The organism is Proteus sp. STS61-E (assembly GCF_040932335.1).
GTDB lineage: Bacteria > Pseudomonadota > Gammaproteobacteria > Enterobacterales > Enterobacteriaceae > Proteus > Proteus mirabilis_B.
Window position 1 is genome coordinate 905,514 of sequence record NZ_JBFQGE010000001.1, and the last position, 25,156, is coordinate 930,669.

The 25,156-nt window shown below is 38.2% G+C and carries 22 protein-coding genes; 10 read left to right on the plus strand and 12 right to left on the minus strand.

Features of this window, described 5'->3' with window-relative positions:
• Positions 1-2: 2 nt before the first annotated feature.
• A complete protein-coding gene (locus tag AB4J89_RS04220) occupies positions 3-458 on the minus strand; it encodes a DMT family transporter (protein ID WP_311754803.1) in 456 nt (151 codons plus the stop codon).
• Positions 459-556: 98 nt separating this feature from the next.
• Between AB4J89_RS04220 and AB4J89_RS04225 the strand changes: the two genes are divergently transcribed.
• Positions 557-1,480 carry a LysR family transcriptional regulator gene (locus tag AB4J89_RS04225; RefSeq protein WP_349474546.1) on the plus strand — a complete coding sequence of 308 codons (924 nt, stop codon included), beginning with the start codon at positions 557-559 and terminating at the stop codon, positions 1,478-1,480.
• On the opposite strand, the gene AB4J89_RS04230 is transcribed toward AB4J89_RS04225, so the two are convergent.
• Positions 1,481-1,957, minus strand: a complete 477-nt coding sequence (locus tag AB4J89_RS04230) for a hypothetical protein (RefSeq protein WP_368468216.1) — start codon at positions 1,955-1,957, stop codon at positions 1,481-1,483.
• A 236-nt stretch (positions 1,958-2,193) separates the two neighbouring features.
• Here AB4J89_RS04230 and yegD point away from each other — a divergent pair, with 236 nt between their 5' ends.
• The 3 genes from yegD (at position 2,194) to AB4J89_RS04245 (ending at position 5,148) form a co-directional block, all read left to right on the plus strand.
• The gene (gene yegD, locus AB4J89_RS04235) at positions 2,194-3,546 is read left to right on the plus strand and encodes a molecular chaperone (protein ID WP_368468218.1); all 1,353 of its coding nucleotides are present in this window, start codon (positions 2,194-2,196) and stop codon (positions 3,544-3,546) included.
• Between the two features lie 140 nt (positions 3,547-3,686).
• Positions 3,687-4,712 carry a low specificity L-threonine aldolase gene (locus tag AB4J89_RS04240; RefSeq protein WP_368468220.1) on the plus strand — a complete coding sequence of 342 codons (1,026 nt, stop codon included), beginning with the start codon at positions 3,687-3,689 and terminating at the stop codon, positions 4,710-4,712.
• Between the two features lie 172 nt (positions 4,713-4,884).
• Positions 4,885-5,148, plus strand: coding sequence for a DUF3811 domain-containing protein (locus AB4J89_RS04245; RefSeq protein WP_088495620.1), 264 nt, complete (start codon positions 4,885-4,887; stop codon positions 5,146-5,148).
• A 44-nt stretch (positions 5,149-5,192) separates the two neighbouring features.
• Here AB4J89_RS04245 and AB4J89_RS04250 read toward each other — a convergent pair whose 3' ends face one another.
• The 5 genes from AB4J89_RS04250 to AB4J89_RS04270 all read right to left on the minus strand — a co-directional run bounded on the left by AB4J89_RS04250 (position 5,193) and on the right by AB4J89_RS04270 (position 11,592).
• Positions 5,193-5,951, minus strand: coding sequence for a hypothetical protein (locus tag AB4J89_RS04250; RefSeq protein WP_311754800.1), 759 nt, complete (start codon positions 5,949-5,951; stop codon positions 5,193-5,195).
• A gap of 134 nt (positions 5,952-6,085) precedes the next feature.
• Entirely contained in the window at positions 6,086-7,540 is a 1,455-nt protein-coding gene (xylB, locus tag AB4J89_RS04255) for a xylulokinase (RefSeq protein WP_368468222.1), read from the minus strand.
• A gap of 73 nt (positions 7,541-7,613) precedes the next feature.
• Complete coding sequence (xylA, locus tag AB4J89_RS04260) at positions 7,614-8,930, minus strand: xylose isomerase (protein ID WP_311754798.1); 1,317 nt, start codon at positions 8,928-8,930, stop codon at positions 7,614-7,616.
• Positions 8,931-8,940: 10 nt separating this feature from the next.
• Positions 8,941-10,416, minus strand: coding sequence for a Na+/H+ antiporter NhaC (gene nhaC, locus AB4J89_RS04265; protein WP_088495624.1), 1,476 nt, complete (start codon positions 10,414-10,416; stop codon positions 8,941-8,943).
• Positions 10,417-10,422: 6 nt separating this feature from the next.
• Positions 10,423-11,592 (minus strand): MalY/PatB family protein, encoded by a 1,170-nt coding sequence (locus AB4J89_RS04270; protein WP_368468225.1) that lies wholly within the window; start codon positions 11,590-11,592, stop codon positions 10,423-10,425.
• A gap of 188 nt (positions 11,593-11,780) precedes the next feature.
• Between AB4J89_RS04270 and AB4J89_RS04275 the strand changes: the two genes are divergently transcribed.
• Complete coding sequence (locus AB4J89_RS04275; RefSeq protein ID WP_088495626.1) at positions 11,781-12,947, plus strand: XylR family transcriptional regulator; 1,167 nt, start codon at positions 11,781-11,783, stop codon at positions 12,945-12,947.
• A gap of 41 nt (positions 12,948-12,988) precedes the next feature.
• On the opposite strand, the gene AB4J89_RS04280 is transcribed toward AB4J89_RS04275, so the two are convergent.
• The 5 genes from AB4J89_RS04280 to AB4J89_RS04300 all read right to left on the minus strand — a co-directional run bounded on the left by AB4J89_RS04280 (position 12,989) and on the right by AB4J89_RS04300 (position 18,388).
• On the minus strand, positions 12,989-13,279 hold the full coding sequence (locus AB4J89_RS04280) for a VF530 family DNA-binding protein (RefSeq protein ID WP_088495627.1): 291 nt from the start codon (positions 13,277-13,279) through the stop codon (positions 12,989-12,991).
• A 102-nt stretch (positions 13,280-13,381) separates the two neighbouring features.
• On the minus strand, positions 13,382-13,597 hold the full coding sequence (locus tag AB4J89_RS04285; RefSeq protein ID WP_368468228.1) for a hypothetical protein: 216 nt from the start codon (positions 13,595-13,597) through the stop codon (positions 13,382-13,384).
• Positions 13,598-13,902: 305 nt separating this feature from the next.
• The gene (locus AB4J89_RS04290; RefSeq protein WP_368468230.1) at positions 13,903-15,501 is read right to left on the minus strand and encodes an MFS transporter; all 1,599 of its coding nucleotides are present in this window, start codon (positions 15,499-15,501) and stop codon (positions 13,903-13,905) included.
• Between the two features lie 63 nt (positions 15,502-15,564).
• Complete coding sequence (locus AB4J89_RS04295) at positions 15,565-17,433, minus strand: amidohydrolase (protein ID WP_368468232.1); 1,869 nt, start codon at positions 17,431-17,433, stop codon at positions 15,565-15,567.
• Positions 17,434-17,707: 274 nt separating this feature from the next.
• Complete coding sequence (locus AB4J89_RS04300; protein WP_088495632.1) at positions 17,708-18,388, minus strand: Crp/Fnr family transcriptional regulator; 681 nt, start codon at positions 18,386-18,388, stop codon at positions 17,708-17,710.
• Positions 18,389-18,524: 136 nt separating this feature from the next.
• Here AB4J89_RS04300 and add point away from each other — a divergent pair, with 136 nt between their 5' ends.
• The 5 genes from add (at position 18,525) to AB4J89_RS04325 (ending at position 25,153) form a co-directional block, all read left to right on the plus strand.
• Entirely contained in the window at positions 18,525-19,520 is a 996-nt protein-coding gene (add, locus tag AB4J89_RS04305) for an adenosine deaminase (RefSeq protein WP_368468234.1), read from the plus strand.
• Between the two features lie 242 nt (positions 19,521-19,762).
• On the plus strand, positions 19,763-20,803 hold the full coding sequence (locus tag AB4J89_RS04310) for a hypothetical protein (RefSeq protein WP_368468236.1): 1,041 nt from the start codon (positions 19,763-19,765) through the stop codon (positions 20,801-20,803).
• Positions 20,800-21,879, plus strand: a complete 1,080-nt coding sequence (locus tag AB4J89_RS04315; RefSeq protein WP_368468238.1) for an acyl-CoA reductase — start codon at positions 20,800-20,802, stop codon at positions 21,877-21,879. Before AB4J89_RS04310 ends, AB4J89_RS04315 begins: the two co-directional genes overlap by 4 nt.
• A 5-nt stretch (positions 21,880-21,884) precedes the next feature.
• Complete coding sequence (locus AB4J89_RS04320; RefSeq protein ID WP_368468240.1) at positions 21,885-22,907, plus strand: NAD-dependent epimerase/dehydratase family protein; 1,023 nt, start codon at positions 21,885-21,887, stop codon at positions 22,905-22,907.
• On the plus strand, positions 22,904-25,153 hold the full coding sequence (locus AB4J89_RS04325; RefSeq protein ID WP_088495637.1) for a penicillin acylase family protein: 2,250 nt from the start codon (positions 22,904-22,906) through the stop codon (positions 25,151-25,153). The genes AB4J89_RS04320 and AB4J89_RS04325 overlap by 4 nt, the downstream gene beginning before the upstream one ends.
• The last annotated feature ends 3 nt before the right edge of the window (positions 25,154-25,156 follow it).

Consider the following 25,156-nt stretch of genomic DNA (forward strand, 5'->3'; position numbering starts at 1 on the left):
AGTTATCTACCTATAATTAATAATGCGCTACCAGAAATAAGTAAAAAGCACATAAATAAATCGCGTAGGGTGATTTTTCTTTTTTCAATCCCAAACCATCCCATAGCATCAACAATAACGCTAAAAAGAATTTGCCCTGTTATCATTAAAATAATACTACCAGAGAGCGATAATGGACTATTTACTGTAATTGCAGCTAATAACACTGTAAATGCCCCGGGGATGCCCCCCAAATACCATAGGATTTTTATTTTGTTATTGTTTTTCTTAGTAAGTTGATTCTTTCTTAAATATAAAATGTATATAATTAAAGAGAAAAAAGTCCCTATACCGTGTGTTATCCATGATGCGGTTAATGGCGTTGTAAAACTGGCTAAGTAACTATTACTCATAATCATTAATGAAAGTAAAATGCCAGAAAAAACCGCAACAAGAGAGAGAATATACTTGTTATTCATAATATTAAGTCTATATAAATCATTTTTTGTGTGGACTTAAAATATTCCTTTTCAACAATACAGGCAAGAAAACACACTGTTTACTTTAGGTTGACAATATGAATGATATGAACGTTTTTCCCATTCTAATTGCAGTGGCTGAGTATTTGAGTATTACCAAAGCTGCCAAAACATTGAATATAACAAAATCAGCAGTCAGCAAAGCTATTCAAGGTGTTGAAGAGAAGCTAGGTATACGCCTATTTCATAGAACAACAAGAAGTGTCAGTTTAACTGAAGAAGGCATTGTTTATATTAACTATATTCGAGAGTCTTATAAGTTAGCGGTAATGGCAGAAGAGGCGGTTTCACAATTTAGCGATAAAGCCAAAGGTAGGATTAAAATTTCAGCGCCCATGTCATTTGGTACGTTACATCTTGCTAAAGTAATGCCTTTATTTATGCAGAAGTATCCAGAGCTTGATGTACAACTTTTATTTGATGACAAAGTCACAGATTTAGTAGCAGAAGGGTACGATCTTGCAATTAGAATTGGTGAATTACCCGATTCCTCATTAATAGCGCGTCAAATATCACCTTGTTATAGCCAGCTTTACGCTTCTTCAGAATATCTTGATAAATATGGTGAACCCATGCAAGTTTCTGAGCTAAAAGATCACAATTGCTTATCGTATTCATTATATCAAGCTGGTATGGAGTGGATTTTTTATCAAAGAGGTAAAAAATATAGCCATATTCCTAAAGGTAGTTATCGTGCCAATAATAGTGAAGCATTATTACAAGCGGTTTTACAGGGAATAGGTATTGCTTTACTCCCTCATTTTATTACTCAAACAGCCTTATCAAATACAGATAAAAAACTTATCCCTATATTGACGCACTTCGATTTGCCTGAGCACTTTATTTATGCAGTTTATCCTGACAAAAAAAATCTTCCGCGCAAAATAACGCTATTTGTTGATTTCTTAAAAGAGCAATTCGGTGCCAATAGTGACTATCAACGCAATATCGAAAGAAAATAATTACAATAAACGCTTATCATCGCCGAAAAAGTCATCTGCTAGCCACTGCGTTACGGTTTTAGCATTAATTTGATTGGCTTGTAGCTTCTCAATTGCAAAATATTCAGGGAATGAGGCATCAGATTCATCATACTCTTTTTCGAGTTGTTCTAATTTAACGAGCGCATTTTCATAGTTATCAAAAATCGCTTCAATATCACGATAGATCTGACCAAACCTCTCACTAAAACGTGAAACTAGGTAATAAAAATCTGAAAGGGGAATATCACAGCTAAAACTGTCTAATTTCACATCTTCGACTTCTATCCATCGATCTTGTTCAGCGAGTACTTTAACTTGGTTGTCATCGCTTTGATTCTCTCTAATAAATGTCGTTTTTGCTTTTTCAGCAATATCTTCATTGTCAAAAGCACCTAAAATAAAATCTGGCCCTTCATAACCTGAAATTCCTACTATGCATAAGTGAATTGTGTTCATTTATTTCTCCATAAAAAATATCTAATAAATTGGCTTAGTTATCTTACCTATTTTCCCTTTGCATATTGAATTTAATAGGGAACAAATGTGCTAAAAAACAGCGATTAATCCAACAATTTTTATTACGGCTTTAAGGGATTGTTCTCTCTTTTAAACCTCATAATCTGGTGGTAATTGCAAAAAGCTTGATGTAGAGTGCTCAGTCTTTTTTTAATGAAGTCTATTGGGGAGGCTGAATGTTTATTGGCTTTGACTATGGAACATCGAACTGTTCTGTTGCAATTATGAAAGAGGGGAAACCCACTCTTTTGCCTTTAGAAGGTAATGATGTGTATATTCCATCAACCCTTTGTGCGCCAACCCGTGAATCTGTTTCTGAGCATTTATTTCGCCATTTAAATATTAAACCATCCAGTGAAGTTGGCGAACAATTACTAAGAAAGTCGATTGCGTTTAATCGAGAAGAAGATATTGAATTAGTTCCTGAAGATATTCTTTTCGGACAATCTGCACTAAGTTTATATCTACGTGATCCTCGCGATGTCTATTACGTTAAATCACCTAAATCCTTTTTAGGTGCTTCTGGTCTACATGATATACAAATTAGCTTCTTTGAAGATTTAGTTTGCGCCATGATGGCAAATATTAAGCACCAGGCAGAAAAAAGTACACGAGAAGCGATTACTGATACCGTTATTGGCAAACCGATTAACTTTAATGGGTTAGGTGGCGATGCTTCAAATAGACAAGCTGAAAGTATTCTTATTCGTGCCGCTAAAAGAGCGGGCTTTAAGAATATTATGTTTGAATTTGAACCTGTTGCTGCGGGGCTTGAATATGAGTCAACGTTAACTAAAGACCAAACCGTATTAGTCGTTGATATTGGTGGTGGTACTACTGACTGCTCATTAATTCAAATGGGTCCAAGTTATAAAGGCAAAACTGATCGTTCAAATACATTACTTGCCCATAGTGGACAACGTGTTGGTGGTAACGATCTTGATATTTACCTTGCTTTTAAACAGCTTATGCCCTTATTTGGCATGACCGGATTAACGTCTTCAGGTATTAAATTACCTCTGAAACAGTTCTGGGACCCTATTGCGATTAATAATGTTGAAGCACAAAAAGATTTTTATTCTCGTCAAAACCTTGCTGTATTAAATCAGCTAAGACGGGATGCAAAAGAGCCTGAAAAAATAACGCGTCTTATTGAAGTCTACAATGAAACATTAGGCTATAGCATTGTTAGGCGTGCTGAAGAAGCTAAAATCGCTTTATCAGACTCTCCTGAATATATTGCTAATATCGCTTTATTAAGTGAAACCTTAGAATTAACTATCGAACGCGATCAGATGGTTGAATCTATTGAATCACCAAAAAGCAAAATGATTGAATTAGTTAATGATGTGGTTCAGCAAGGGGGAATAAAACCCGATGCGGTCTTTATGACAGGTGGCTCTGCGCGTTCACCTATCCTATGCCAAGCCATTGAACAACAATTGCCTAATATTCCAATTGTTAAAGGTAATGACTTTGGATCGGTTACTGCTGGTTTGGCGCGTTGGGGCGAGGTCTGCTTTAAATAATGAGCATTAAATAATCGGTTTTAAATAGCTGATTTTTTCAATATATTAAAGCGCTTTACATCCAATCTTTGTATTGATTAGATGTAGAGCGTTTTGCTTTATAAAACACGATAAAAACACAACTTTCGACAGGAGAACACATGTACCGCTTCCAAAATGATTATAATGAAATTGCACATCCTGCGGTCATGAAGGCAATCACTGATACAGTGGGGCAACGCTATGATGGATATGGCATGGATAAGCTTTGTCATCAAGCTGCTCAATCAATAAAACAGCGAATTCAACAACCAGATGCGGATATTCACTTTTTTAATGGTGGTACTATCACTAATTTAACCGCTATTTCTCATTTTTTACGTCCACACCAAGCTGTTATTTCTGTCAGTACTGGACATATTGCTACACATGAAACAGGCGCAATTGAAGCAACAGGGCATAAAGTCATCACAACATTTTCCGCTGATGGAAAATTAACACCCGAGTTATTAAAACCTATTCTTGCTGAGCATAATGATGAACATTGGGTTCAACCTAAACTTGTTTATATAACGAATGCCACAGAAATTGGTACAGTTTATCGCAAATCAGAATTGCAAGCGCTACGTCACTTCTGTAACGAACATAATTTATGGTTATACCTTGATGGTGCTCGTTTAGCGGCAGGATTAATGTCTGCACAAAGTGATCTGACTATTGAAGATATCGCCAGCTTAACTGATGCATTTTATATTGGTGGCACTAAAATCGGTGCAATGTCAGCTGAAACGCTAGTGATTTGTCATCCCGCACTAAAATCTGATTTTCGTTTTAGCTTAAAACAAAAGGGTGGATTACAAGCGAAAGGTTGGTTATTAGGTGCGCAGTTTGAAGCTTTATTTAAAGATGATCTCTATTTTAAATTAGGCAAACATCTTAATGAAATGGCATCACAATTAACCGAATTCTTTACTGCGCAAGGTTTTGAATTTTTAGCGCCACCTGAATCTAACCAAGTTTTTGTTATTTTACCAAACACGATTGCGGAAAAATTAACACAACAGTTTGTTTTTCATCGTGTATTACTTGAAGATCCTAACTTGAGTTGCTTACGTCTTTGTACTTCTTGGGCAACAACACAACAAGATATCGATGGGTTTAAAACAGCATTTCTTCAATTAGTTTAAATTTTCTGTTTAAACTTATCTCTTAATTTTATGCATTACACGCTTATTACGTGTGTAATGCATTTTCAATATAATCAGAATTTAATTACCTTAAATCTAAATATAATGCTGGAGAGGCGCATTAATAATGTTATATTGATTACTCCTCTCTCAACATAGGTAGGGTAAAAGAATGAAGAAATTGACACTCCAAGAGATGACAGATGCCCAACAAATGCGAGTAAAAACCAGGATAGGTCAAGAGAGAAAGAAATTAGGGCGTGAATTAACCAATGCCGAAATGAATAAAGTCAAAGACTCCATTATTACCGAAATCTCCCTCGAAGTTGAAAAAGCCGCCAAAAAAGCACAAGCCCTCAAGAAAAAACAAAAACTAGCTCCTAGTGATGAAACCTATAGTTGGTCAGCTAAAAACCATCGTAGCGGATATCGTTAATTTTTTAATTAGCCCTGATATATTTATTTATCCGGGCTAAGCAATTAATTCCCTGCACTCTGAACAACAACACCCAATAAAGCGCCTAATGGAGCCAATAATACATCACCAATAATAAATACCGGTGTACCTATTGTATTACCTACTAAATTTCCGACATTCGTTTTTGGTGTGCCTTTTAAATCATAAAGAGCAATATTAATCGGTTTCGGTAACACTTTTTCTACGATAACCACATATCTCGTTTGGTTACGTTCGAAAACATTGGCATTGATCCAAAAATCAATACACCACTGCAAGCTACCATCTTGTGCTTTGCACTCTTTTTTAAAATGAGCCTGTTCGAGCTCTTTTATTTCACTTTCCAGTAGCTTTACTTCAGGATTGATTAAAAATAAGAAAACACCTTGAATATCAGAAGCTAAAACACTGTCGCCTTTATTAACGTGTCTATTTTGAATTTCAAAAGGAACGGCACCTTGAGATGCTATTTTGGCGCTAAATTTCATTTTTGGCATATATTTATAGATAACTTTTAATGGGTAATCACCATAAGAGATATTATAAATTCGGGTTTTACTCGCTAGTGACATCCCTCTAAGTGAAATAGCGCTACCATCTCGTATAACTAATGGCTCTTTATCTTCTTTTAATTCCAATTTAACGACTTCAGTAATTACATCTTTATATTCTTCTTCATAATGATAAGTAAAATCTGAAACAGGGTTATTGTTCCATAGAGATTTAGTCATACAACCCGTTAGCAATGATACTCCGATGATAACTAAACCTAATTTTTTCATTTTGCCTTCTTATCTATTATGTTTTCAATATAGAGAGATCACATAGTGCATCTTATCTTACAACCGTAAGTAAAAAATAAAACCACCCTTAATTGAGTGGTTTTAAATAATACCCTGATATTGACGCAATATAGTTATATTTCCATCGTATCAATTAATGAATATAACTTTTTAAAGGCATGATATTTTTTTTCGTATGTTTTATGTTTTTCTAAATTTGGTGTATGGCGTTTTTCAAGCTTAGGCTGAGAAAGAACAACTCGTGATGAATGAGCAGGGTTTACTGCTAATTGTGCCAGCCTTGCTGCGCCAAGTGCAGGGCCAACATCACCACCTTGGCGATAATCGAGAGTCTTTCCTGTAATATCTGCAAGCAGTTGTCGCCAATATTCACTTCTTGCACCACCACCAATTAACGTAATGTTATTAGCTAATTGACCTGCATTTTCAGCAACTTCAATCCCTTGTCGTAACGCAAAACTCACGCCTTCAAGAACAGCTAGGCATAAATCAGCACGTTGATGTTCATGGGTTAACCCCCAAAAGACACCTTTCGCATTAGGGTTGTTATAAGGCGTCCGTTCGCCTGATAGATAAGGTAAAAATAGGAGGGGGCTATCAGCAAAAGTGGCGTGCTCAATCTCTTCAAACATCGCACTCACACTCTCAATTCCTGTCAATTGACACACCCAATCAAGGCACGATGCTGCACTGAGCATCACAGACATTAAATGCCAAGTATTAGGTAATGCATGACAAAAACTGTGGACTGCATTGTCACTATTTTGGAGAAATTTTTCGCTAACAACAAAATAAACACCTGAAGTACCTAAAGAGAGCATCGCTTGACCCGGCTGATAAACGCCGACACCAATTGCACCCGCTGCATTATCGCCACCACCCGCAATAATAGGCACTTGTTTCATCTGCCATTTTTTAGCGATATCTGCCAATAGATAGCCCGTTATTTGATTGCCTTCAAACAACGTAGGCATTTGACGACGCGTTAACCCTGTGGCATTTAAAAGCTCATCACTCCAATCTCGCTTTTGCATATCTAACCAAAGCGTACCCGCTGAATCTGACATATCACTGGCGAAATTACCGCTCATCTTCCAACGTAAAAAATCTTTAGGTAATAAAACATGCGCAATACGTTGAAAAATTTCAGGCTCATTTTCAGCAACCCATTGTAGTTTTGGCGCAGTAAAGCCGGGCATTACTAAGTTACCCGTAATTTTTTTAAACTGGGGATATTGCGCCTCAAGTGCCTGACACTGCTTAAAACTACGGCCATCGTTCCATAAGATTGCAGGGCGTAGCACAGCTTGGTGAGCATCAAGCAAAACGGCACCATGCATTTGTCCGCTTAACCCAATCGCCTCAATTTGATCCATTGGATAACTGCATCCAAGTTGAAGAATGGCTTCTTCCGTTGCTTGCCACCATTGCAGGGGATCTTGTTCTGACCATTGAGGGTGAGGGCGTGATATTGCTAAAGAAACAGAATGACTGGCGATAACGTCGCCTTGCTCATTCATGATGATCGCTTTAACGCTTGAAGTGCCTAAATCTAGCCCTAAATACATAAAGTTACCCCATGACCTGTATCTAATTAATAAACACAGCGGAAAACCCGCTGTGTTTATTACGTTTATGCAATTAGCCAAAAATATAGCGATTCACTAAACTTTCTAGCATTTCTTGGCGTCCACTTTGTAATTGTGGCGCTAAGGTATTGCTTTGGGCATATTTTGCCACCTCTTCAAGGCTTAATTTACCTTGTAAGATATTTTGACCTAACTCTGCACTCCAGCCTGAATAACGTTGCGCCGTAAATTTATCAAGACCACCATCTTGGATCATTCTCGCTGCAATGCGTAATGCCATTGCCATTGTATCCATTCCTGAAATATGCCCGTAGAAAAGGTCATATTTATCATTGCTTTGACGACGAACTTTAGCATCAAAGTTTAAACCGCCTGTTGTAAATCCACCTGATTTAAGAATTTCATACATTACTAGCGCATTTTCTTCTACGCTATTTGGGAATTGGTCTGTATCCCAACCTAATTGTGGATCGCCACGGTTAGCATCAACAGAGCCTAAAATGCCTAACGCAATGGCTGTCGCAATTTCATGATGGAAACTATGTCCCGCTAATGTTGCGTGGTTGGCTTCAATGTTTACTTTGACTTCTTTTTCAAGACCAAACTGTTTTAAGAAACCATAAACAGTCGCAGTATCGTAATCGTATTGATGTTTTGTCGGCTCTTGTGGTTTTGGTTCAATCAGTAATGTGCCTTGGAAACCAATTTTATGTTTGTGCTCAACAACCATCTGCATAAAGCGACCAATTTGCTCTCTTTCTTGGCGTAAGTCTGTATTTAGCAGGGTTTCATAGCCTTCGCGCCCACCCCATAATACATAGTTTTCGCCACCCAGCGCTTTTGTCGCTTTCATCGCTTCACAAACTTGTGTCGCTGCCCATGCAAAAACATCAGGATCAGGGTTAGTTGCTGCACCTGCACCATAACGAGGATTGGTAAAACAGTTTGCGGTTCCCCATAATAGCTTAACGTTGGTTTCTTCTTGTTTTTTCGCTAATACATCGGTGATCGCCGCCATATTAGAGATATATTCATTAATGTTATTGCCTTCAGAAATAACATCGACATCATGAAAACAGTAGAAAGGAACATTGAGCTTATGAAAGAATTCAAAGGCAACATCTGCTTTGCGTTTTGCTTGCTCTAATGCTTCGCCTGGTGTTTGCCACGGTCTATCAAAAGTACCGATACCGAACATATCAGAACCATTCCAGCAAAAGTTATGCCAATAGCAAGCGGCAAATCTTAGGTGATCTTCCATCCGTTTACCTAAAATAATCTCATCTGGATTATAGTAACGAAACGCTAATGGGTTATCGCTCGTTGTGCCTTCATATTGAATTTGTTGAATTTTATCAAAGTAAGACATGGAACCGTCCTTATTTAGTATCAAGTTGTAATTCTGAATGTGATTCAAGCTCAGCAGTCATCTCTTCCTGCTCTTCTGGTGTTAATTTGGCAATGCCAAAGCCCGTGAAACCCCACAGCATGGCAAAGAAGATGCCACTCCAGCACAATACAGCCCAAGGTAAGTAACTTAAGGTTGCAACACCTAACGTACCTGCCATATAAGCGCCTGCGGCTGTCCACGGTAAAATGGGTTCAAAGATAGTGGCGGAGTCTTCTACGGTACGGGCTAGATTTTTAGGGTGTAAGCCTCGTTCGATATAGGCACCGCGTAACATTTCGATAGGAATAAGGATTGAGATTTGTCCATTACAGGTCACGCCAATCATAGTTAGCCCGCAAGCAATTGTGGCTAAGATCATTGAACCGGTTGAGTGAACCATTTTTAACAATGCATGGACAATCACTTCTAATGCGCCACTTAACGATAAAGTACCCGCAAAAGAAAGGGCGCAGAAACAGATAAGCAGGGTGCTCATCATTGAGTTCATACCACCACGATTTAATAAGTTACCTAATAACTCAGGAACTTCTTTTCCTTGGATCATTGAGACATTAAAGCCATCAACAGCACTTTTTACGATGTCATGTAATCCAAAACCTTGAATAAGATAAGCATTAAACATCGCAATGGCGGCAGAGGCTAACATCACTGGGATAGTCGGTTTTTTCGTGACTGAACCATATAAAATCACTAATACAGGAATGAGAAGGATTAGATTAAAGTTATAAACACTCTCAAGACCATTGGTAATTAATGTCACTTTTTCTGGCACACCTTGTCCTGCTAAATCACCGTTCATGCCATAAACCGTCATCACAATCGCGGTTAAAATCAGCGAAGGCAGTGTGGTGTAAAGTAAGTGCCAAATATGTTGATAGAGGTCTATCCTTGCAGCCATTGCGGCAAGGTTAGTATCACCTGATAGCGGTGAAAGTTTGTCACCAAAATAGGCACCTGCAACTACGGCACCGGCTGTTGCAGCAAGGTTTGCATCCATACCAACCGCAACACCCATAAAGGCAACACCGATAGTTCCTGCCGAACCCCATGAAGTTCCTGTACAGACCGACACTAATGATGTAACCAATAATGCCGTAACATAAAGCATTTCTGGGCTGATCATTTTTAAGCCGTAATAGATCATCAATGGAATAGTGCCACCAATCATCCATGTGCCGATTAACAAGCCTACACTGATTAAAATCAGCAATGCTGGCATGGTTTTAGCAATTTTTTGTGAGATTGCCGTTAAGATCTCGTCATAGCGATAACCTAATCGCTTTACTAATAGCGCAGCTACAACCGTAGACAGCACCATCAAAGGCTCTGGTGGTAAATCAAAAGCGGCGTAGCCTCCTCCTAATAGCACCACCATGGTGAATATTGGAAAGAGTGATTCGAGTAATGTCGGTGTTCTCGGGCTGTTTATCGTTTGCGTTTTCATTGTAATTTATTCCAAACTGGCGTGAGGTAAGGTACGAATAAGCCGAGTGAAAACGGTTTCTAATATTGAACGAGGTGTCGCGATATTAATGCGGAAAAAACCATCCCCAACCGCACCAAAACCACGCCCCCAACTCATTTCCACTTCAGCTAATGAAACAAACCAATGTTTTAGTTGTTCTTCAGATAACTGCATTTTTTGGTAGTTAATCCATAGCATGTAGGTGCCATGACTTTGAGTGATAACCCAATCAGGAAAGTAACGTTCACATTGTTCTTTTACCCAACGTCGGTTATCAGCAAGGTACGTTTTTAATTCACCAACCCATTGTTGGCCTTGTAAGGTGTAAGCTTGCAAAAAAGCGGGAACTGAGAAATAACCAGGATTATGAATACCCGCAGCAATTAAGCATTGTTTGAATTTTTCACGATATTCAGGATTGGCAATAACGATATTAGCGACTTCGAGTCCGGCTAAATTGAATGTTTTAGCTGGAGAAGTACAAATAAAAGAGTGTTGTTTTACATAACTATTTACTGATGAAATAGGGTGATACGTTGCTCCATCAAAAACAAAATCTGCATGTACATCATCAGAAATAATAAAAACCTGATATTTCTGTGCAAGTTCCGCTATTTTTAATAGATCACTTTTTTGCCATACCGTACCTGTTGGGTTATGTGGCGATAGTAAAATAAAGCAGACAGACTGTTTAAACTTACTTTCTAAGTCATCAAAATCAATTTCATAATAGCCGTCACGATAAATCAGCGGGCTTTCTAATAGTTCACGTTGATTGACACAAACTGCATTACTAATAGGATGATAAGCCGGTGATAAGGTTGTGACTTTATCACCAACACGTGTGAAGTTTTGAATATAAAGCGAGACTGCTTGAATAATACGAGGGCAAAAAACAATAGATTCAGGCTCAACAACCCACTGATATTGCGTTTTAAACCAATTTACAGCAACGTTATTCCAATCATGGCTAAGGTCGGTATAGCCATAAATTCCTTTGAGATTAAATTGAGTCAATGCATTAATAATAAAATCAGGCGCAGGAATATCCATATCTGCAACAGATAACGGGATAACATTGGCGTTACTATTACACCATTTTGCGCTATAGGTATTTTGCCTAGAAATTAATTTATTAAAGTTATTCTGATACATGAAAAATCTCCTCGGCAACCGTGTTTAAAAACAAAATACTCGTTGTTATTAACATTGGTTATTCCTATTTTTTACTTTGCTATTACGAAATTTGGCTTGTGTGATAGTAATCACATAGCGATGAAAGCAAGTTCTAGCAAAATTAAAGCTGTGGTTTAATGCCTAGCTGGGTAATTAGGTAGAGTAAAATGAAAAAAGATAAATACTTTCGTATTGTGCTGTTATTCAACGCTAATAAAGTCTATGACCGACAAGTGGTTGAGGGTGTTGGAGAATATCTTCAGGCATCACAGTGCCATTGGGATGTATTTATTGAAGAAGATTTCCGTACTCGGCTTGATAATATAAACCATTGGGTTTGTGATGGTATCATTGCTGATTTTGATGATCCGATTATTGCTAAGCATTTAAGCCAATCACCATTAACCGTTATTGGTGTCGGCGGCTCTTATCATCGAGAAGAAAATTATCCCCCCGTTCCTTATATCGCCACTGATAATTATGAGTTAGTTCAACAAGCCTTTTTGCATTTAAAACAAAAAGGGCTTAAACACTTTGCTTTTTATGGCTTACCAGCAAAAGATCATCCTCATTGGTCTAATGAACGAGAGTATGCATTCCGACAATTAGTTACCAGCGAAAAGTATCCGGGTATTGTCTATAACGGTATGGATATTACGCAAGAGAATTGGCAGCACGCACAAAATCGTTTATCTGATTGGATACAAACTTTACCACCTCAAACTGGGATTATTGCGGTCACCGATGCAAGGGCACGGCATTTACTGCAAGTTTGCGATAATTTAAATATTAATGTGCCTGAAGAAATAAGCATTATTGGTATTGATGATGAAGATATGACACGTTATTTATCTCGTATTGCATTATCTTCTGTTGTGCAAGGTTCACGACAAATGGGATATTTAGCCGCAAAGTTATTACATCAAACCCTAGAAGGGCATGTAACAGATAAACAGCAAAGAATATTAGTTCCCCCTGTTAAAATAGTCGAACGTCGCTCAACGGATTTTCACTCATTTAACGATCCTACCGTTGTGCAGGCTATGCATTATATTTATTACAATGCCTGTAAAGGGATAAAAACAGAGCAAGTTTTAGATGCGGTTAATATGTCGCGTTCTAATTTAGAGCAACGGTTTAAAAAGGAGATCGGTAAGACAATTCATACCGTTATTTATGAAGAGAAACTCAAGCGCGCTCAAAATTTATTAGCCACGACAACCCTTGCAATCCAAGAAATATCAGTGATGTGTGGCTATCCGTCATTGCAATATTTTTACTCTATCTTTAAAAAAGAATTTGGTATGACGCCAAAAGAGTTTAGGGATGAGTGAATACCAATATATTCCACATCATATTTATAATTAATTGAATTTTACTTTCTACGGCTATTCGCCCAAGGATCACAATCTGGGTGGTCGATAACTTCAATCACATCATCAATATCAGCTTCAAGAGAATCAAGATAGAGCGCTTCCACTTCAGCGCGTGCCCAAGGGGTTCTGCGCAAAAATTTTAAACTTGATTTCACGCTAGGATCGCTTCTAAAGCAGTTAATCTTGATAAGTTGACCTAATTTAGCCCAGCCATATTTAGCCACCAGCGCATTTATTTGCATTTCGAGAGTAACGCCATGCAAAGGATCTTTAGAAACGTGTCCGGTCATTACTATTTTTACCTACAATGAAATAGAAGAAGCGATGCAGAGTACAAGAAAGCCGTAAGAGTGGCAATAAAATGGGCTGAATAAAATAGAGATGATGCGTTGTTATCCCGCATGGCTCGTAATATAAAAGATTTCCCATTTGTCATCGTCAGTATGCCTTAGCGTGATCCGAAGATCAGTAGGGCCTTTAAATTCGATGTTCACATCCTGCATTTCCACTTCCGTGCCATTAAACCAGCGACGTAGACGATTCCCATTTGTTTGTTTTGGAAAACTATAAGCAAATTGATATCCAGAAGCAGGGATTTCTCTCATCACTTTAGCTTTAAACTCTTCTAATGTTTTCCCTGTATAAAAGGTGTCGGTGTTGAAACACAGTACAGCGTTAATGGCAGTAATTGGACGACATTAGAATTAAATAAACGTAATACTGTTGTTAGTGCTACAAAAAATGAGGGTGAAGTGACTTTGAATTTTAGAGGTTATTATAAGCAAATGGAGAAGGACGTTTTCCCCGGAATAGCAAATGCCACATTAGATCTTGAAATTGTTTATCAATAAAACGTTTATGAAGCCAAGCCATTAAATTAAGTTAATAAGTTTAATGGCTTGGTTAATATTAATTACTTCTTACGCGAAAAAGCGGAAAAAGAGTGTATCACTTTTTTATTGATAATTATTTTATCTAATTGTTGTTGCAACTGTTTATCATCCATTGTCGCACGATTATGTTGACGAAGATGCTCAGCCCACGAAGCCACCATAAACGTTTCCATATAAGTTTGAACGTTGTTTTCCGTAATGGCATCAGATGAAACAAAAAGCCCCCATGAATAACCTCCATCTCTTAAACGAACAGTTTTAAACTGTTCCATCAAACGCAGAAATTGCTCACGATAGATTGCCTCAATTTGATAATTTACGGTAATTAACACAGGGCCTTTATCCGCTGTGATTTCAATAAACCCATCATCAAGAATAAAGTGCTCTGAATGCTGTAAGTTGATGTTGTCATGTTCCAATTTGACACGCAAAACACATAACCAAACTAAAATAATCCCAACCGTTGCGCACAGCAAAGCTATCGTCACTGAAGTATGTGAAGCAATTTGTCCCCAAACAAGAGAGCCTAACGCCATTGAACCAGAAAATACGGTTAAATAGAGTGCCAAACCTCTCGCACGAACCCAATTAGGCAATGCTGTTTGTGCTGAAACCATTAATGTGGAAAGAGTGATTATCCAGCTAAATCCAGCGAGCATGCTGGCGAAAATAGCTAAATATTTTGAAGTCGCACTCGCGAAAATAAATAGCACCAATGCAGTACCTATCGTGCCAATAGCGATCAGCGTACTGGTACTCAATTTTTCACGTAATGTTGATAAACTAAATGCACCAACCACTGCACCAATACCAATACTAGTCGTTAATAAACCATATAATGTCGCATCACCGTGCAGTGAGACACGAGCGACTAGCGGTAACATAGCCCAATAAGCACTCGCAAAAATAAAAAAGCTGGCTGCTCTTATAATCGTTTTTATTAATGCCGGACTATAACGTGCATAGCGTAAACCTGAGATCATCGCGGCTACAACCGATTCGGCAGGTAGTTTTTCCTCTTCTTTTTTCTCGCCTTCCCACCACCAGACAGCAAGAATAATGGCGATAAAGCTCAAAGCATTAAGTAAAAACGGTAAATAAAGACCGACTTGAGAAATCAAAATACCTGCTAGTGCGGGGCCTATCGCTCGGCTGATATTAATTCCCATACTGTTTAAGGCAATGCCTGATTTTAATTCATGAGGCTCGACAATACTTGGCACAATAGCCTGCCATGCAGGGCCTAAAAACGCTGCGCCAGAGCCTAAAACAAAGGTAATTAATAATAACCAGCCAATGCTAATAACATCAAAATAAACCAAAACAGCTAATAATGAGGCAGCACAGAGCATTAAAATATTGACGAAAATAAGCAGTTTTCGTTTATCGAAAATATCAGCAATTGCTCCTGCTGGGAGTGCTAATAAGAAAACAGGTAATGTGGTCATGGCTTGAATAGCTGCAATCATAACAGGATCAGGGCTTAGGTTAGTCATCAACCAACCAGCACCCACATCATTCATCCAAGTACCAATATTAGAAAATAGCGTTGCCATCCATAATACGAAAAAAATACGATTACGTAAGGGCGACCACGCAGAAGCATGTTGCGTTGCCATAGTCTTATCTCTCTTTGTTTGAGATGGTCGGTAAATAATTACCGACCATCGTTATCATAAAAATTAGAATGCAAAGCAAGAACAGCCTAAAGCGCCCCAAAATGCATTATCATCTGAAATAGGAATGGATGATTGGCGAGCAATATCATGTTGATGCCCATGAACATGGCAAGCACCACAGCATTGATGTAGCTGATTTAATACCGCTGTTTTTGTCTCTTGTTGCAAGTAGGAGTAATGACCCGGTACTTTAATGACAGGCGACCAATCGGGTAATACAGGAATAGAAGGCGGTGTTAACGATGAAAAATCACCATTTGCATACACTATCTTGCCATCCACAACGGTTAAACGTGATTCAATCGTTTTGATCTCATTTTCAGGTACTCGAAAATAATCAGCAGAAAGGGCGACAAAATCGGCAAGTTGACCTGCTTTAATTTGACCTTTTTTGCCTTGTTCATTGGAGAACCATGAACTTCCCATCGTCCACAGCATAAGCGCTGTATCTCTGTCTAAACAATTATCGCCGTCATACATTTGCAGACCACCCACAGTACGCCCCGAAACTAACCAATAAAGTGCAGTCCACGGATTGTAACTAGCAACACGAGTTGCATCTGTACCTAATCCAACAGGTACTTGTGCACTTAGCATTTTGGCGACGGGCGGTGTTTGTTTCAGTGCCTTTGTACCATAACGTTGTGCAAAATATTCACCTTGAAACGCCATACGATGTTGAATAGCTAATCCACCACCAAGCGCTTTTACGCGTTCAATATTTTTCTCACTAATGGTTTCAGCATGATCAAAAAACCAATGTAATCCATTGAAAGGAATATCTTTATTTACTTTTTCAAAGACATCTAACATACGGCTAATAGATTCGTTATAAGTGGCATGTAAACGAAATGGCCAGCGATGTTCGACTAAATGGCGGATCACTTTTTCTAATTCAGCTTCCATATTTTCGGGAAGATCAGGCCTTGGCTGTAAGAAGTCCTCAAAATCAGCCGCAGAAAAAACCAACATTTCACCTGCACCGTTATGACGATAAAAATCACTGCCATCACCGGGTGATACCATTGATGTCCATTGTTGGAAATCTTCAAACTCTTGTTTAGGTCTTTGGGTAAACAAATTATATGCAATGCGTATGGTTAATTGGTTATTCTTGGCGAGCTCATCAACGACTTGATAATCTTCAGGATAATTTTGAAAACCGCCTCCCGCATCAATAGCACTCGTTACACCAAGACGATTCAACTCTTTCATAAATTGACGGGTTGAATTCACTTGATACTCAAGGGGTAATTTAGGACCTTTTGCTAATGCAGAATAGAGCAACATGGCGTTGGGTTTTGCTATCAATAATCCAGTAGGATTGCCATGTTCATCACGTTGAATTTTACCACCCGGTGGATTTGGAGTCTCTTTGGTATAACCAATCGCACGCAGAGCTGCTTTGTTTAGCAATGCGCTGTCATAAAGGTGTAATACAAAAACGGGAGTATCTGGTGAGACCGCATTAATCTCGTCTAGCGTTGGCATACGGCGCTCGGCAAATTGAAACTCGCTCCAACCACCAACAACACGCACCCATTGCGGTGATGGCGTTACTTGGGCTTGTGCCTTTAACATATCAAGGGCAATAGAAAGAGAGGGTACGCCTTCCCAACGTAATTCAAGGTTATAATTTAATCCACCACGGATCAGATGAAGATGTGAGTCATTAAGACCAGGAATAATAATGTGATTTTTTAGATCAATGATTTTTGTTTCTGCATTTTGGAACTGCATCGCTTCATCATTGGAGCCAATAAAAAGAAATTTACCTTGATAGACAGCTATCGCTTGGGCGATAGGATTTTCTTTATCAAGAGTATGGATCTCACCATTGATAAATATTTCAGTCGCGAAAGTTTTATTCATGATTTTTGATTTCCTATTTGAAAGGAATTACCCCTTTATTAAATAAAAGGCGTGAGCGTACCGCGCTTTATTAGCAATACAGATAACTATTTCTTTTTAAAAAAATTAAAAATAAGAAGGTAAGTTTTTATATTTATTTCAGCAGGTTTTTTAAATTGTAGCTTAAGTTTATTTCATTACTATTTAAAACATTTGCTTTAAGGGAACAAAAAAAATGAACAAGATAAGGGTGATGTAATTTATTGATTTAATTTAAATATCACTCATCTACAATTTATTCGATAGAGTTATCAATACGAGACAAACATTCACAGTCCAACACCGTTATCGATTTACTCTTTAGTTTAATCGCCTTAATACTGACTAAATGCGCTAAAGCGCGGTTTAATTGTCTGGTTGAGATCCCAAGCATTGCCGCTAATGAGTCTCTTTTTTCTAATTGAAAAGAGAGTCCTTCTTGTTGTGCTTTAAAAAATAAATATCGACGTAATTTAAATTCTGAAGAATAGGGTGATTGAGCGTGTTTTAATGACGTTTGATAAAGTTTTTGGCTTAATTGCTGGCAAATAAAGGTGAGAAAATTAGTATCTTGCAATGCTTTTTGTCTGACAATGGAAAGAGGTAACGCTAATAAATAGGAAGGAACTAAGGCTTGTACGGTGCTAAACACCATTTCATCTTTAGCTGAAAACAGTTCTAAATCACCAATAACACAGAAAGCTTGTTCAAAAGAAAAAACCACATGCTCACCGTTTATTTCATAGCGTTCAATCTGTAATTTTCCTTCCACTAGACAGTATAAATGTGTTGCTTGGCTATTTTGCGTTATTAAATATTCTCCCGTTTTCACTTCCATTAATCGCATAGAAGACAACAATACATCAGATAAATAAGTATCAAGTTGATGCATTAAAATAAAAGCGTTACGTTTTTTTTCGTCATTAACTATTTTCACTTTTATTTTCCTTTCGCAATTAAGCTTCAATTTATTATCGAAAATAGCATACTTTTCAAAAAAGGACATATGTCCTTTTTTAGGCTGGTGGAGGTGATTACTATCATGATATTCCTAATATTTAGAGACTATATTAATGACATTCAATCCCAGCTTATTACCTAAAGTCGAGCTTCATGTGCATTTAGATACCTGCTTAAGCTATTTTTATATTAAACAGCTAGATCCAACAATAAGCTTTGATAAGTTTAATCAGCAATTTGTTGCTCATAAACCCTGTTTTGATTTGGGCGATTTTTTAAGTAAAGTCACGCCACAAATTGATATTTTGCAGACTAAATCCGCAATTACACTGGCCGTTGACGATCTATTTTATCAGTTGAAAGCAGACAATGTTATTTATGCTGAAATCCGATTTGCCCCGTTATTACACACAAAACAGGGCTTAACAGATAAAGACGTTGTTGAAGTTGTTATTTCAGCTATGAATGAAGCATCTCAAAAATATGATATTAAAGCAGGATTGATCTTATGCACATTGCGTCATTTTAGTGCGTTAGAGAGTCTACAAACCGCCAAATTAGTTGTCGAATATCTGAATAAAGGTGTTGTTGCACTTGATTTAGCGGCTGATGAAGCGCGTTTTTCTTTAGATAATCATATTGCTGCTTTTGATTATGTTAAAAAATCAGGAGGGAATTTAATTGCTCATGCAGGGGAAGCAAAAGGCGCTGAAAGCGTTACTGAAACATTGGATAAACTGCATGTTACTCGAATTGGTCATGGTGTTAGAAGTATTGAAGATAATAAAGTCGTTAACAGGCTTAAATCTCAAAATATATTATTAGAGGTTTGCCCAAGTTGTAATATTATCTGCAATATCTATGAGCAAATAGACCAACACCCCGTTAATCAGCTAAAAAAGCAGGGCGTTAAATTAAATATTAATACTGATGCACGAACAGTTGCCAATACTTCGTTAAATAAAGAGTATCAGTTATTACATGATACTTTTGGTTGGAGCGAAAAAGATTTTCAGCAATGCAATATCGATGCTCTTAATGCCAGTTTTATTGCAAATGACGTTCGTAAAAAGCTAATGGATAAGCTCTGCTACGTTCACGCAAAATAGTGAACTACACATAATAACCATCAAAGAGAACACCTTTATTTTTAAGGTGTTTTCTTTATTTTTAAGCAGAAACACTTATTTGTCAGATTGCGATTATTCAATCTAGATAAAACAATGTGATATAAAACATAAGAATGGTGAAATCTAATCACATCCTTCCTGTTTTAAGAATAATTACATTCAATAAGTAAGAATAATTGATGACTATGTTGATATAGCCCTTATCAATGTAAGGATACAACATGTCTGAAGAACAGCGTTATGAGATGGATAATTTAGTTAATCTTGCCCAACCTTATGCTGTTGATAGTTTTGATGATGCACTTTTTACTGCATCTATGAATGAAGCTGATAACTGGCATCGCCAAAATAATGCTAACTATCAATCATTATGGCAAAAAATGCCTCAACCAGTTATTCCTGTTAATTTATTTAAAACTATGGATTTAGCCACACCCACACATCGTAACGGTATTTGGCTAAACAGTTCAGGAACAGGACAACAAGGAAAGACACAAGTTTTCTTTGATGATGTCAGCCTAAAGCGCATTGAAACTGCAATGACGCAGATTTTCTATCACAACGGTTTAATATCAACCACTCCCGCTCGTTTTCTAATGTTGTCTCCTGATCCTCAATCTGGCGATCATGCTGGTTTTGCGACAGCTTTCTTAAAATTCACCCAATGTGCTCCCATTAAAGAGCTGGTTTTTACTGTGTCAGAACACGGTCAGTTTGATACAAAATTAGCATGGTCTACATTGCAACGTTGGGCGAATGATCCTGCGCCTATCTACATTCTTGGGCTAACCCTTTTCTTTGAACATTTATGCTTAAGTCGTCCTGATGCATTCACTCTGTTATCACCGATTAAAGGGTTAACAGGTGGTGGATGGAAAGGGATGACAAAACAACTTGAACGCCCAGATATTATTCAAGGATTAAAAGAAACCTTACATGCTCCCAATGTCGATATTCGTGATATTTATGGCATGACAGAGCATCCTTTACACTACATTAGTTGCAGTGAAGGTCATTTCCACATTCCTGCTTACTCTCGTTTTGCCATTTTTGATGAAACAGGTGATCGAGCACCAGAAAGGAAAGTAGGCTTTATCCAACTTGAAAATCCTTTTTTTGATTCATTAGCTTCTCAGCGCCTATTAACCCAAGACTTAGGTTTATGGGGCACACAATGCGCTTGTGGTCATCCATTACCCTATATTCACTATATCGGCAGAGCGACTTCACCAGAGGGCACTTGTGCGGCGCAGGTAAAATGACAGAAGCAATACACGTTCGTTTAGCAAACATTAAACAGTGTTTAATACACTGCCTTAATGAGAATTGGCTATTCTCTGATGATCCCTTGACGCAAGCATTCTGCCTTAGCCGTTTAACACAGTGGGCTTATAGCGACATATTAGAGCAAAAAGTGGCTAATGAATTGGGGGGCAAATGCTGGCGAGCACCGAATAAACTATTAATTGTGGTATCAGAAAAAGATCCCCTAGGTACATTAGAAGCACTACTTGCGGGCTATTTAATTGGTAGTCCTATCCGAATAAAAGCGCGATTATCCACTCAATGGCTTTATCTTTTACGTGCTTATTTAGGTTTAAATGAAAATGAGTGTGAAATTCTTGATTGGTCGAGTGAAAATCAAAATGATGAGCTTGTTCTTAACGGAGTTGAAGCTATTTTATTGGCGGGGAGTGATGCGCTTATTCAGCATTATCGCAAGGTAGTGCCAGCACAAATTAAATTAATTGAGTTAGGGCCAAAAATAAGTGCAATGGCTATTTTAGGTCATTCATTGCCTGATATTTCCCTTATTTTAAAAGATGTTTGTTTATTTAGACAGCAAGTTTGTAGCTCACCCCGTTTTATCTTATTAGAGAATGAAAACTGCGCCCAACAGCTTTATCAGCAACTTTCTATTGCATTACCTTCATTATCTCCATTGCCAGAAACAGTAAAGCTTCAACAAATGGCACAAGTACACGAATATTCATTGTCTCGTGACTTACTCAATAATGAAAAACCCACACTTTATGATGCAAATTCAGGCTGGGGGATCACTTACCACACTCAATTTGCACCTCAATATTGGCTTAATATTGGTTTTCAATTGATCGTCGGTTCCGTAGCGCATCATTTGCAGTTAGCTCAAAAGCAGTGGTTTGCACGCTTACAAACATTGGGCTATCACGGCTCACTTTCGTCAATTTCACCACAACAATATAACTTCACTCGCTATTGTCCAATTGGCTCGATGCATTCTCGCCCAATGACTGCAACGCATGATGGCTTTTTTATGTTAGCCACACTGGTGTTTTTTATTAATCAGGAAGGGTAATCACATTGAATAAACGGAAAATATTTATCACTGGTGCGAATGGATTTATAGGCTCTTATTTATTACCTAAGCTTGCAGAGCTTGGCGATGAATTAACGGTATTGTGTCGTGATCCCCATAAAATTTATCCTAATCGCCCTGTATTGCCAGCGGATGTAAAAGTGATAAAAGGGGATTTACTCCAACCTGATACATATCGTGAAGCACTTATTGGGCAAGATATTATTATTCATTTAGCTGCTGATTATCGAGTGGGAGTTGCACCTAGTCGTTCTGAACATCAAAAGATGTATCAAACCAATGTCACTGGCACATTGAATTTGCTAAATGAAGCCAAAAGAGCGCAAATTCCTCAGATTTTATATACCAGTACCACCGCTGCATTAGGCGAAACGCAAGGGGTATTGCTTGATGAAACTCATCGCCATAATGGCTATTTTCGCAGTTATTATGAAGAAACAAAGCAAGTTGCCCACGTATTAGTCGAACGCCACCAGCAACAAGGAATGCCGATTAAAATTGCAATTTGTGGTGGTGTATTTGGTCAAGGTGACAATAGCGTTTTGGCACAAACGTTATCTGCTTTTTTCAATAAAAAAATTCCGTTTCAAGTCAGTACAAACAGTACTTTTCAACTCTGCCATGTAGAGAAATTATGTGATGGCTTATTACGCTTACTTGCCTTAGATAAATCTCAAGAAACAGTGCTGTTTACTGGTGATGTTTTCTCTATGCCTGAAATTTTCACACTACTCAGCGAAATACAAAAAACTGCGCCATTACCGATAAAAAATCGCAGTAGTTTAAGACCTTTAGCATGGTTGATGGATAAGCTCGCCTTGCTCGGTTTCTCCATGCCACTTTCTTGTGAAGCACTACGTATTATGGATGGAAGCACTTATACCTATTCATCTTCTAAAGCAGAACAGCTATTAGGATGGACAGCAGGTGAACCATTAAATGACTTTAAGGATTATGCCCAAAGTATTGCTAACCAATACACATTGATGAATAAGGAGCCCAAATGAAGCCAAGGACGCTCACTTCGCAATGGGGAAACGTGACATTGTCACTAGAAACAGAGCAACTGCTAAGTATCAAAGGTGATACAGATAATGCGGTTTTTTATGGGCAAGGTTATGGCGCAGCCTATTTACGTTTGTGGCAACTTGATTTATCACGTCGAGTCGCGAGCGGTCGCTTAAGTGAAGTGATGGGAAACGGTGCGCTTAGAACAGATATTTTCCAACGTCGGCTAGGCTTGGTTGAACTCGCAAAAATGGCAGAGCTTGACGATAAAAATGCATCGCCAGATAGCTGGCAAGCGACTCAATTTCAACATATTACCGCGTATATTGCAGGTATTAACCAAGCTATAAAAGATCTAAAAATTCGCCCAATAGAGTGTTTATTACTACGTTACAAGCCTGAATTATTTACCACAACAGACAGCTATCTGTTAGGGCAACTGAAATATTTTATTAATTCAGCATGGCAATATGAATTATTTCACACTCGTTTAGCTAATCGACTGACACCATCTCAACATCAGCAACTTTTATCTACCTTTAGCCTTGAGGGAGAGCAAATCCCACCATTTCCTTTAGATGAACAGGGTGAATATTATCCAGAGGTCATTGCAGCGTTTAAAGAGGGATTAAAAGGCTTACAACACTTAGGTTTAGCATCGCCAGATACCGGCTCTAACGTAATTGCTGTCAATGGTTCGCTTACTGCATCTGGCAAACCGATGTTAGCTGCCGATCCCCATATGGGGCATGTTAACCCAAGTTTTAATCTGTTATGCCGTTTAGAGAGTAAAGAAGGCTTAAGTGTGATGGGGTCACATTTTCCCGGTTCACCGGGCATTATTGTGGGACGCAATACTCATGCAGCTTGGGGAATGGTCGGCATTATGGCGGATAACCAAGATTTATATTGGGGACGCATTGATTTAGAAAACGAAAAGGTCGAAACCACACAAGGATGGGAGCCATTAACAAAAAGGACTCACACCATTGGCTTAACCTCAAAACGTCAACATACTTTTGTGACTTATGATTATTCACAAGGTCGATTAATGTCTGAAAAAGCCGGCTATGGTTTATTTTTACGCTGGCCGGCATTAGATAATCCAAGTGGCGATATTACTTTTTATCAGCTCGCAAAATGCCATAACTGGACATCATTTAGAGAAGCCTTAAGACATGTGAAAAATTCCCCAATGATGGTGGGATATGCAGATATTCACGGCGATATTGGCTTACAAAGTATGGGATATATTCCTAAGCGCCATAGCGAATTAGGCAGCTTAGTGCTCAGTTTGACGGAGCCATTACATCAGTGGCAAGGTTATGTTCCTTTCGATGATTTACCCGCCGAATATAATCCTGAGCGCGGGTATGTCCTTTACGCTAATCAATACAGTACCTCGCTCTTTGATGGGAAACCGGCGTTATCTAATCGTTGGCATCCACCAACAAGGGCTTTACGTATTGAGCAACTTATTCAGCAAACTCAAAAGCATACTTTTGAAACTTTTCGTCAGATGCAAGATGATAAAAAAGATCTGTTTGCTCAAAAAGCGCTCGCTTTTTTATTACCTTATATACCTGAAGATAAAATGCTTTCTCAATGGGATTGTGATACTCAACAACTCAATGCATCACGGCTTTTTGATGTATGGATACAGCATCTTACAGATAGAGTCTTAGGAAAGGTGCTAAAAAGAGGATCACGCGCACTGTATACGGATTTCTGGCCAAGTTGTCGCTGGAGCATTCTCAATATTCTGCAACACCATCTTCAAGATTGGCAGTTTGAACAAGATGCGATTTCTACATTAATTCGTGAAACCTATGCCAGCGCATTAATTGCCAGTCAGAAAATGGAACGTCCTTACGTTGAATTTCAGCATAGTATCAAAAAACCATTGTGGCTTAATCGTCTATTAACTGGTCGTTATCCTTATCAAGGCGGTAATCGAGAAACCATTCATGCCACAAGGCAGAATGCTGATTTCTTAACGCAATCCCAGATAGGTAATAGCGACACCATTAAAACTAAGCCTTATACCTTTGGTCCCGGTTTTAAATTGATCGCCCATTTAACCCCGCAAGGCGAATGCCACTATTTAATCAACACCCCAGCAAAGGGAAATCCTTTTTACTGGAAACTGCGTCATGTATTGGAATATTGGCAAACAGGAACCCGACAAAAAACCGTTTTGCCTCTTTGTGAAAATAACCATCATTGTAATGATAAAAAGGAATGACAC

Excerpts from the sequence above, each read along its gene's own strand:
- AB4J89_RS04220 (WP_311754803.1), bottom strand. The coding sequence starts at position 458 with ATGAATAACAAGTATATTCTCTCTCTTGTTGCGGTTTTTTCTGGCATT.
- AB4J89_RS04225 (WP_349474546.1), top strand. The coding sequence starts at position 557 with ATGAATGATATGAACGTTTTTCCCATTCTAATTGCAGTGGCTGAGTAT.
- AB4J89_RS04230 (WP_368468216.1), bottom strand. The coding sequence starts at position 1,957 with ATGAACACAATTCACTTATGCATAGTAGGAATTTCAGGTTATGAAGGG.
- yegD (WP_368468218.1), top strand. The coding sequence starts at position 2,194 with ATGTTTATTGGCTTTGACTATGGAACATCGAACTGTTCTGTTGCAATT.
- AB4J89_RS04240 (WP_368468220.1), top strand. The coding sequence starts at position 3,687 with ATGTACCGCTTCCAAAATGATTATAATGAAATTGCACATCCTGCGGTC.
- AB4J89_RS04245 (WP_088495620.1), top strand. The coding sequence starts at position 4,885 with ATGAAGAAATTGACACTCCAAGAGATGACAGATGCCCAACAAATGCGA.
- AB4J89_RS04250 (WP_311754800.1), bottom strand. The coding sequence starts at position 5,951 with ATGAAAAAATTAGGTTTAGTTATCATCGGAGTATCATTGCTAACGGGT.
- xylB (WP_368468222.1), bottom strand. The coding sequence starts at position 7,540 with ATGTATTTAGGGCTAGATTTAGGCACTTCAAGCGTTAAAGCGATCATC.
- xylA (WP_311754798.1), bottom strand. The coding sequence starts at position 8,930 with ATGTCTTACTTTGATAAAATTCAACAAATTCAATATGAAGGCACAACG.
- nhaC (WP_088495624.1), bottom strand. The coding sequence starts at position 10,416 with ATGAAAACGCAAACGATAAACAGCCCGAGAACACCGACATTACTCGAA.
- AB4J89_RS04270 (WP_368468225.1), bottom strand. The coding sequence starts at position 11,592 with ATGTATCAGAATAACTTTAATAAATTAATTTCTAGGCAAAATACCTAT.
- AB4J89_RS04275 (WP_088495626.1), top strand. The coding sequence starts at position 11,781 with ATGAAAAAAGATAAATACTTTCGTATTGTGCTGTTATTCAACGCTAAT.
- AB4J89_RS04280 (WP_088495627.1), bottom strand. The coding sequence starts at position 13,279 with ATGACCGGACACGTTTCTAAAGATCCTTTGCATGGCGTTACTCTCGAA.
- AB4J89_RS04290 (WP_368468230.1), bottom strand. The coding sequence starts at position 15,501 with ATGGCAACGCAACATGCTTCTGCGTGGTCGCCCTTACGTAATCGTATT.
- AB4J89_RS04295 (WP_368468232.1), bottom strand. The coding sequence starts at position 17,433 with ATGAATAAAACTTTCGCGACTGAAATATTTATCAATGGTGAGATCCAT.
- add (WP_368468234.1), top strand. The coding sequence starts at position 18,525 with ATGACATTCAATCCCAGCTTATTACCTAAAGTCGAGCTTCATGTGCAT.
- AB4J89_RS04310 (WP_368468236.1), top strand. The coding sequence starts at position 19,763 with ATGTCTGAAGAACAGCGTTATGAGATGGATAATTTAGTTAATCTTGCC.
- AB4J89_RS04315 (WP_368468238.1), top strand. The coding sequence starts at position 20,800 with ATGACAGAAGCAATACACGTTCGTTTAGCAAACATTAAACAGTGTTTA.
- AB4J89_RS04325 (WP_088495637.1), top strand. The coding sequence starts at position 22,904 with ATGAAGCCAAGGACGCTCACTTCGCAATGGGGAAACGTGACATTGTCA.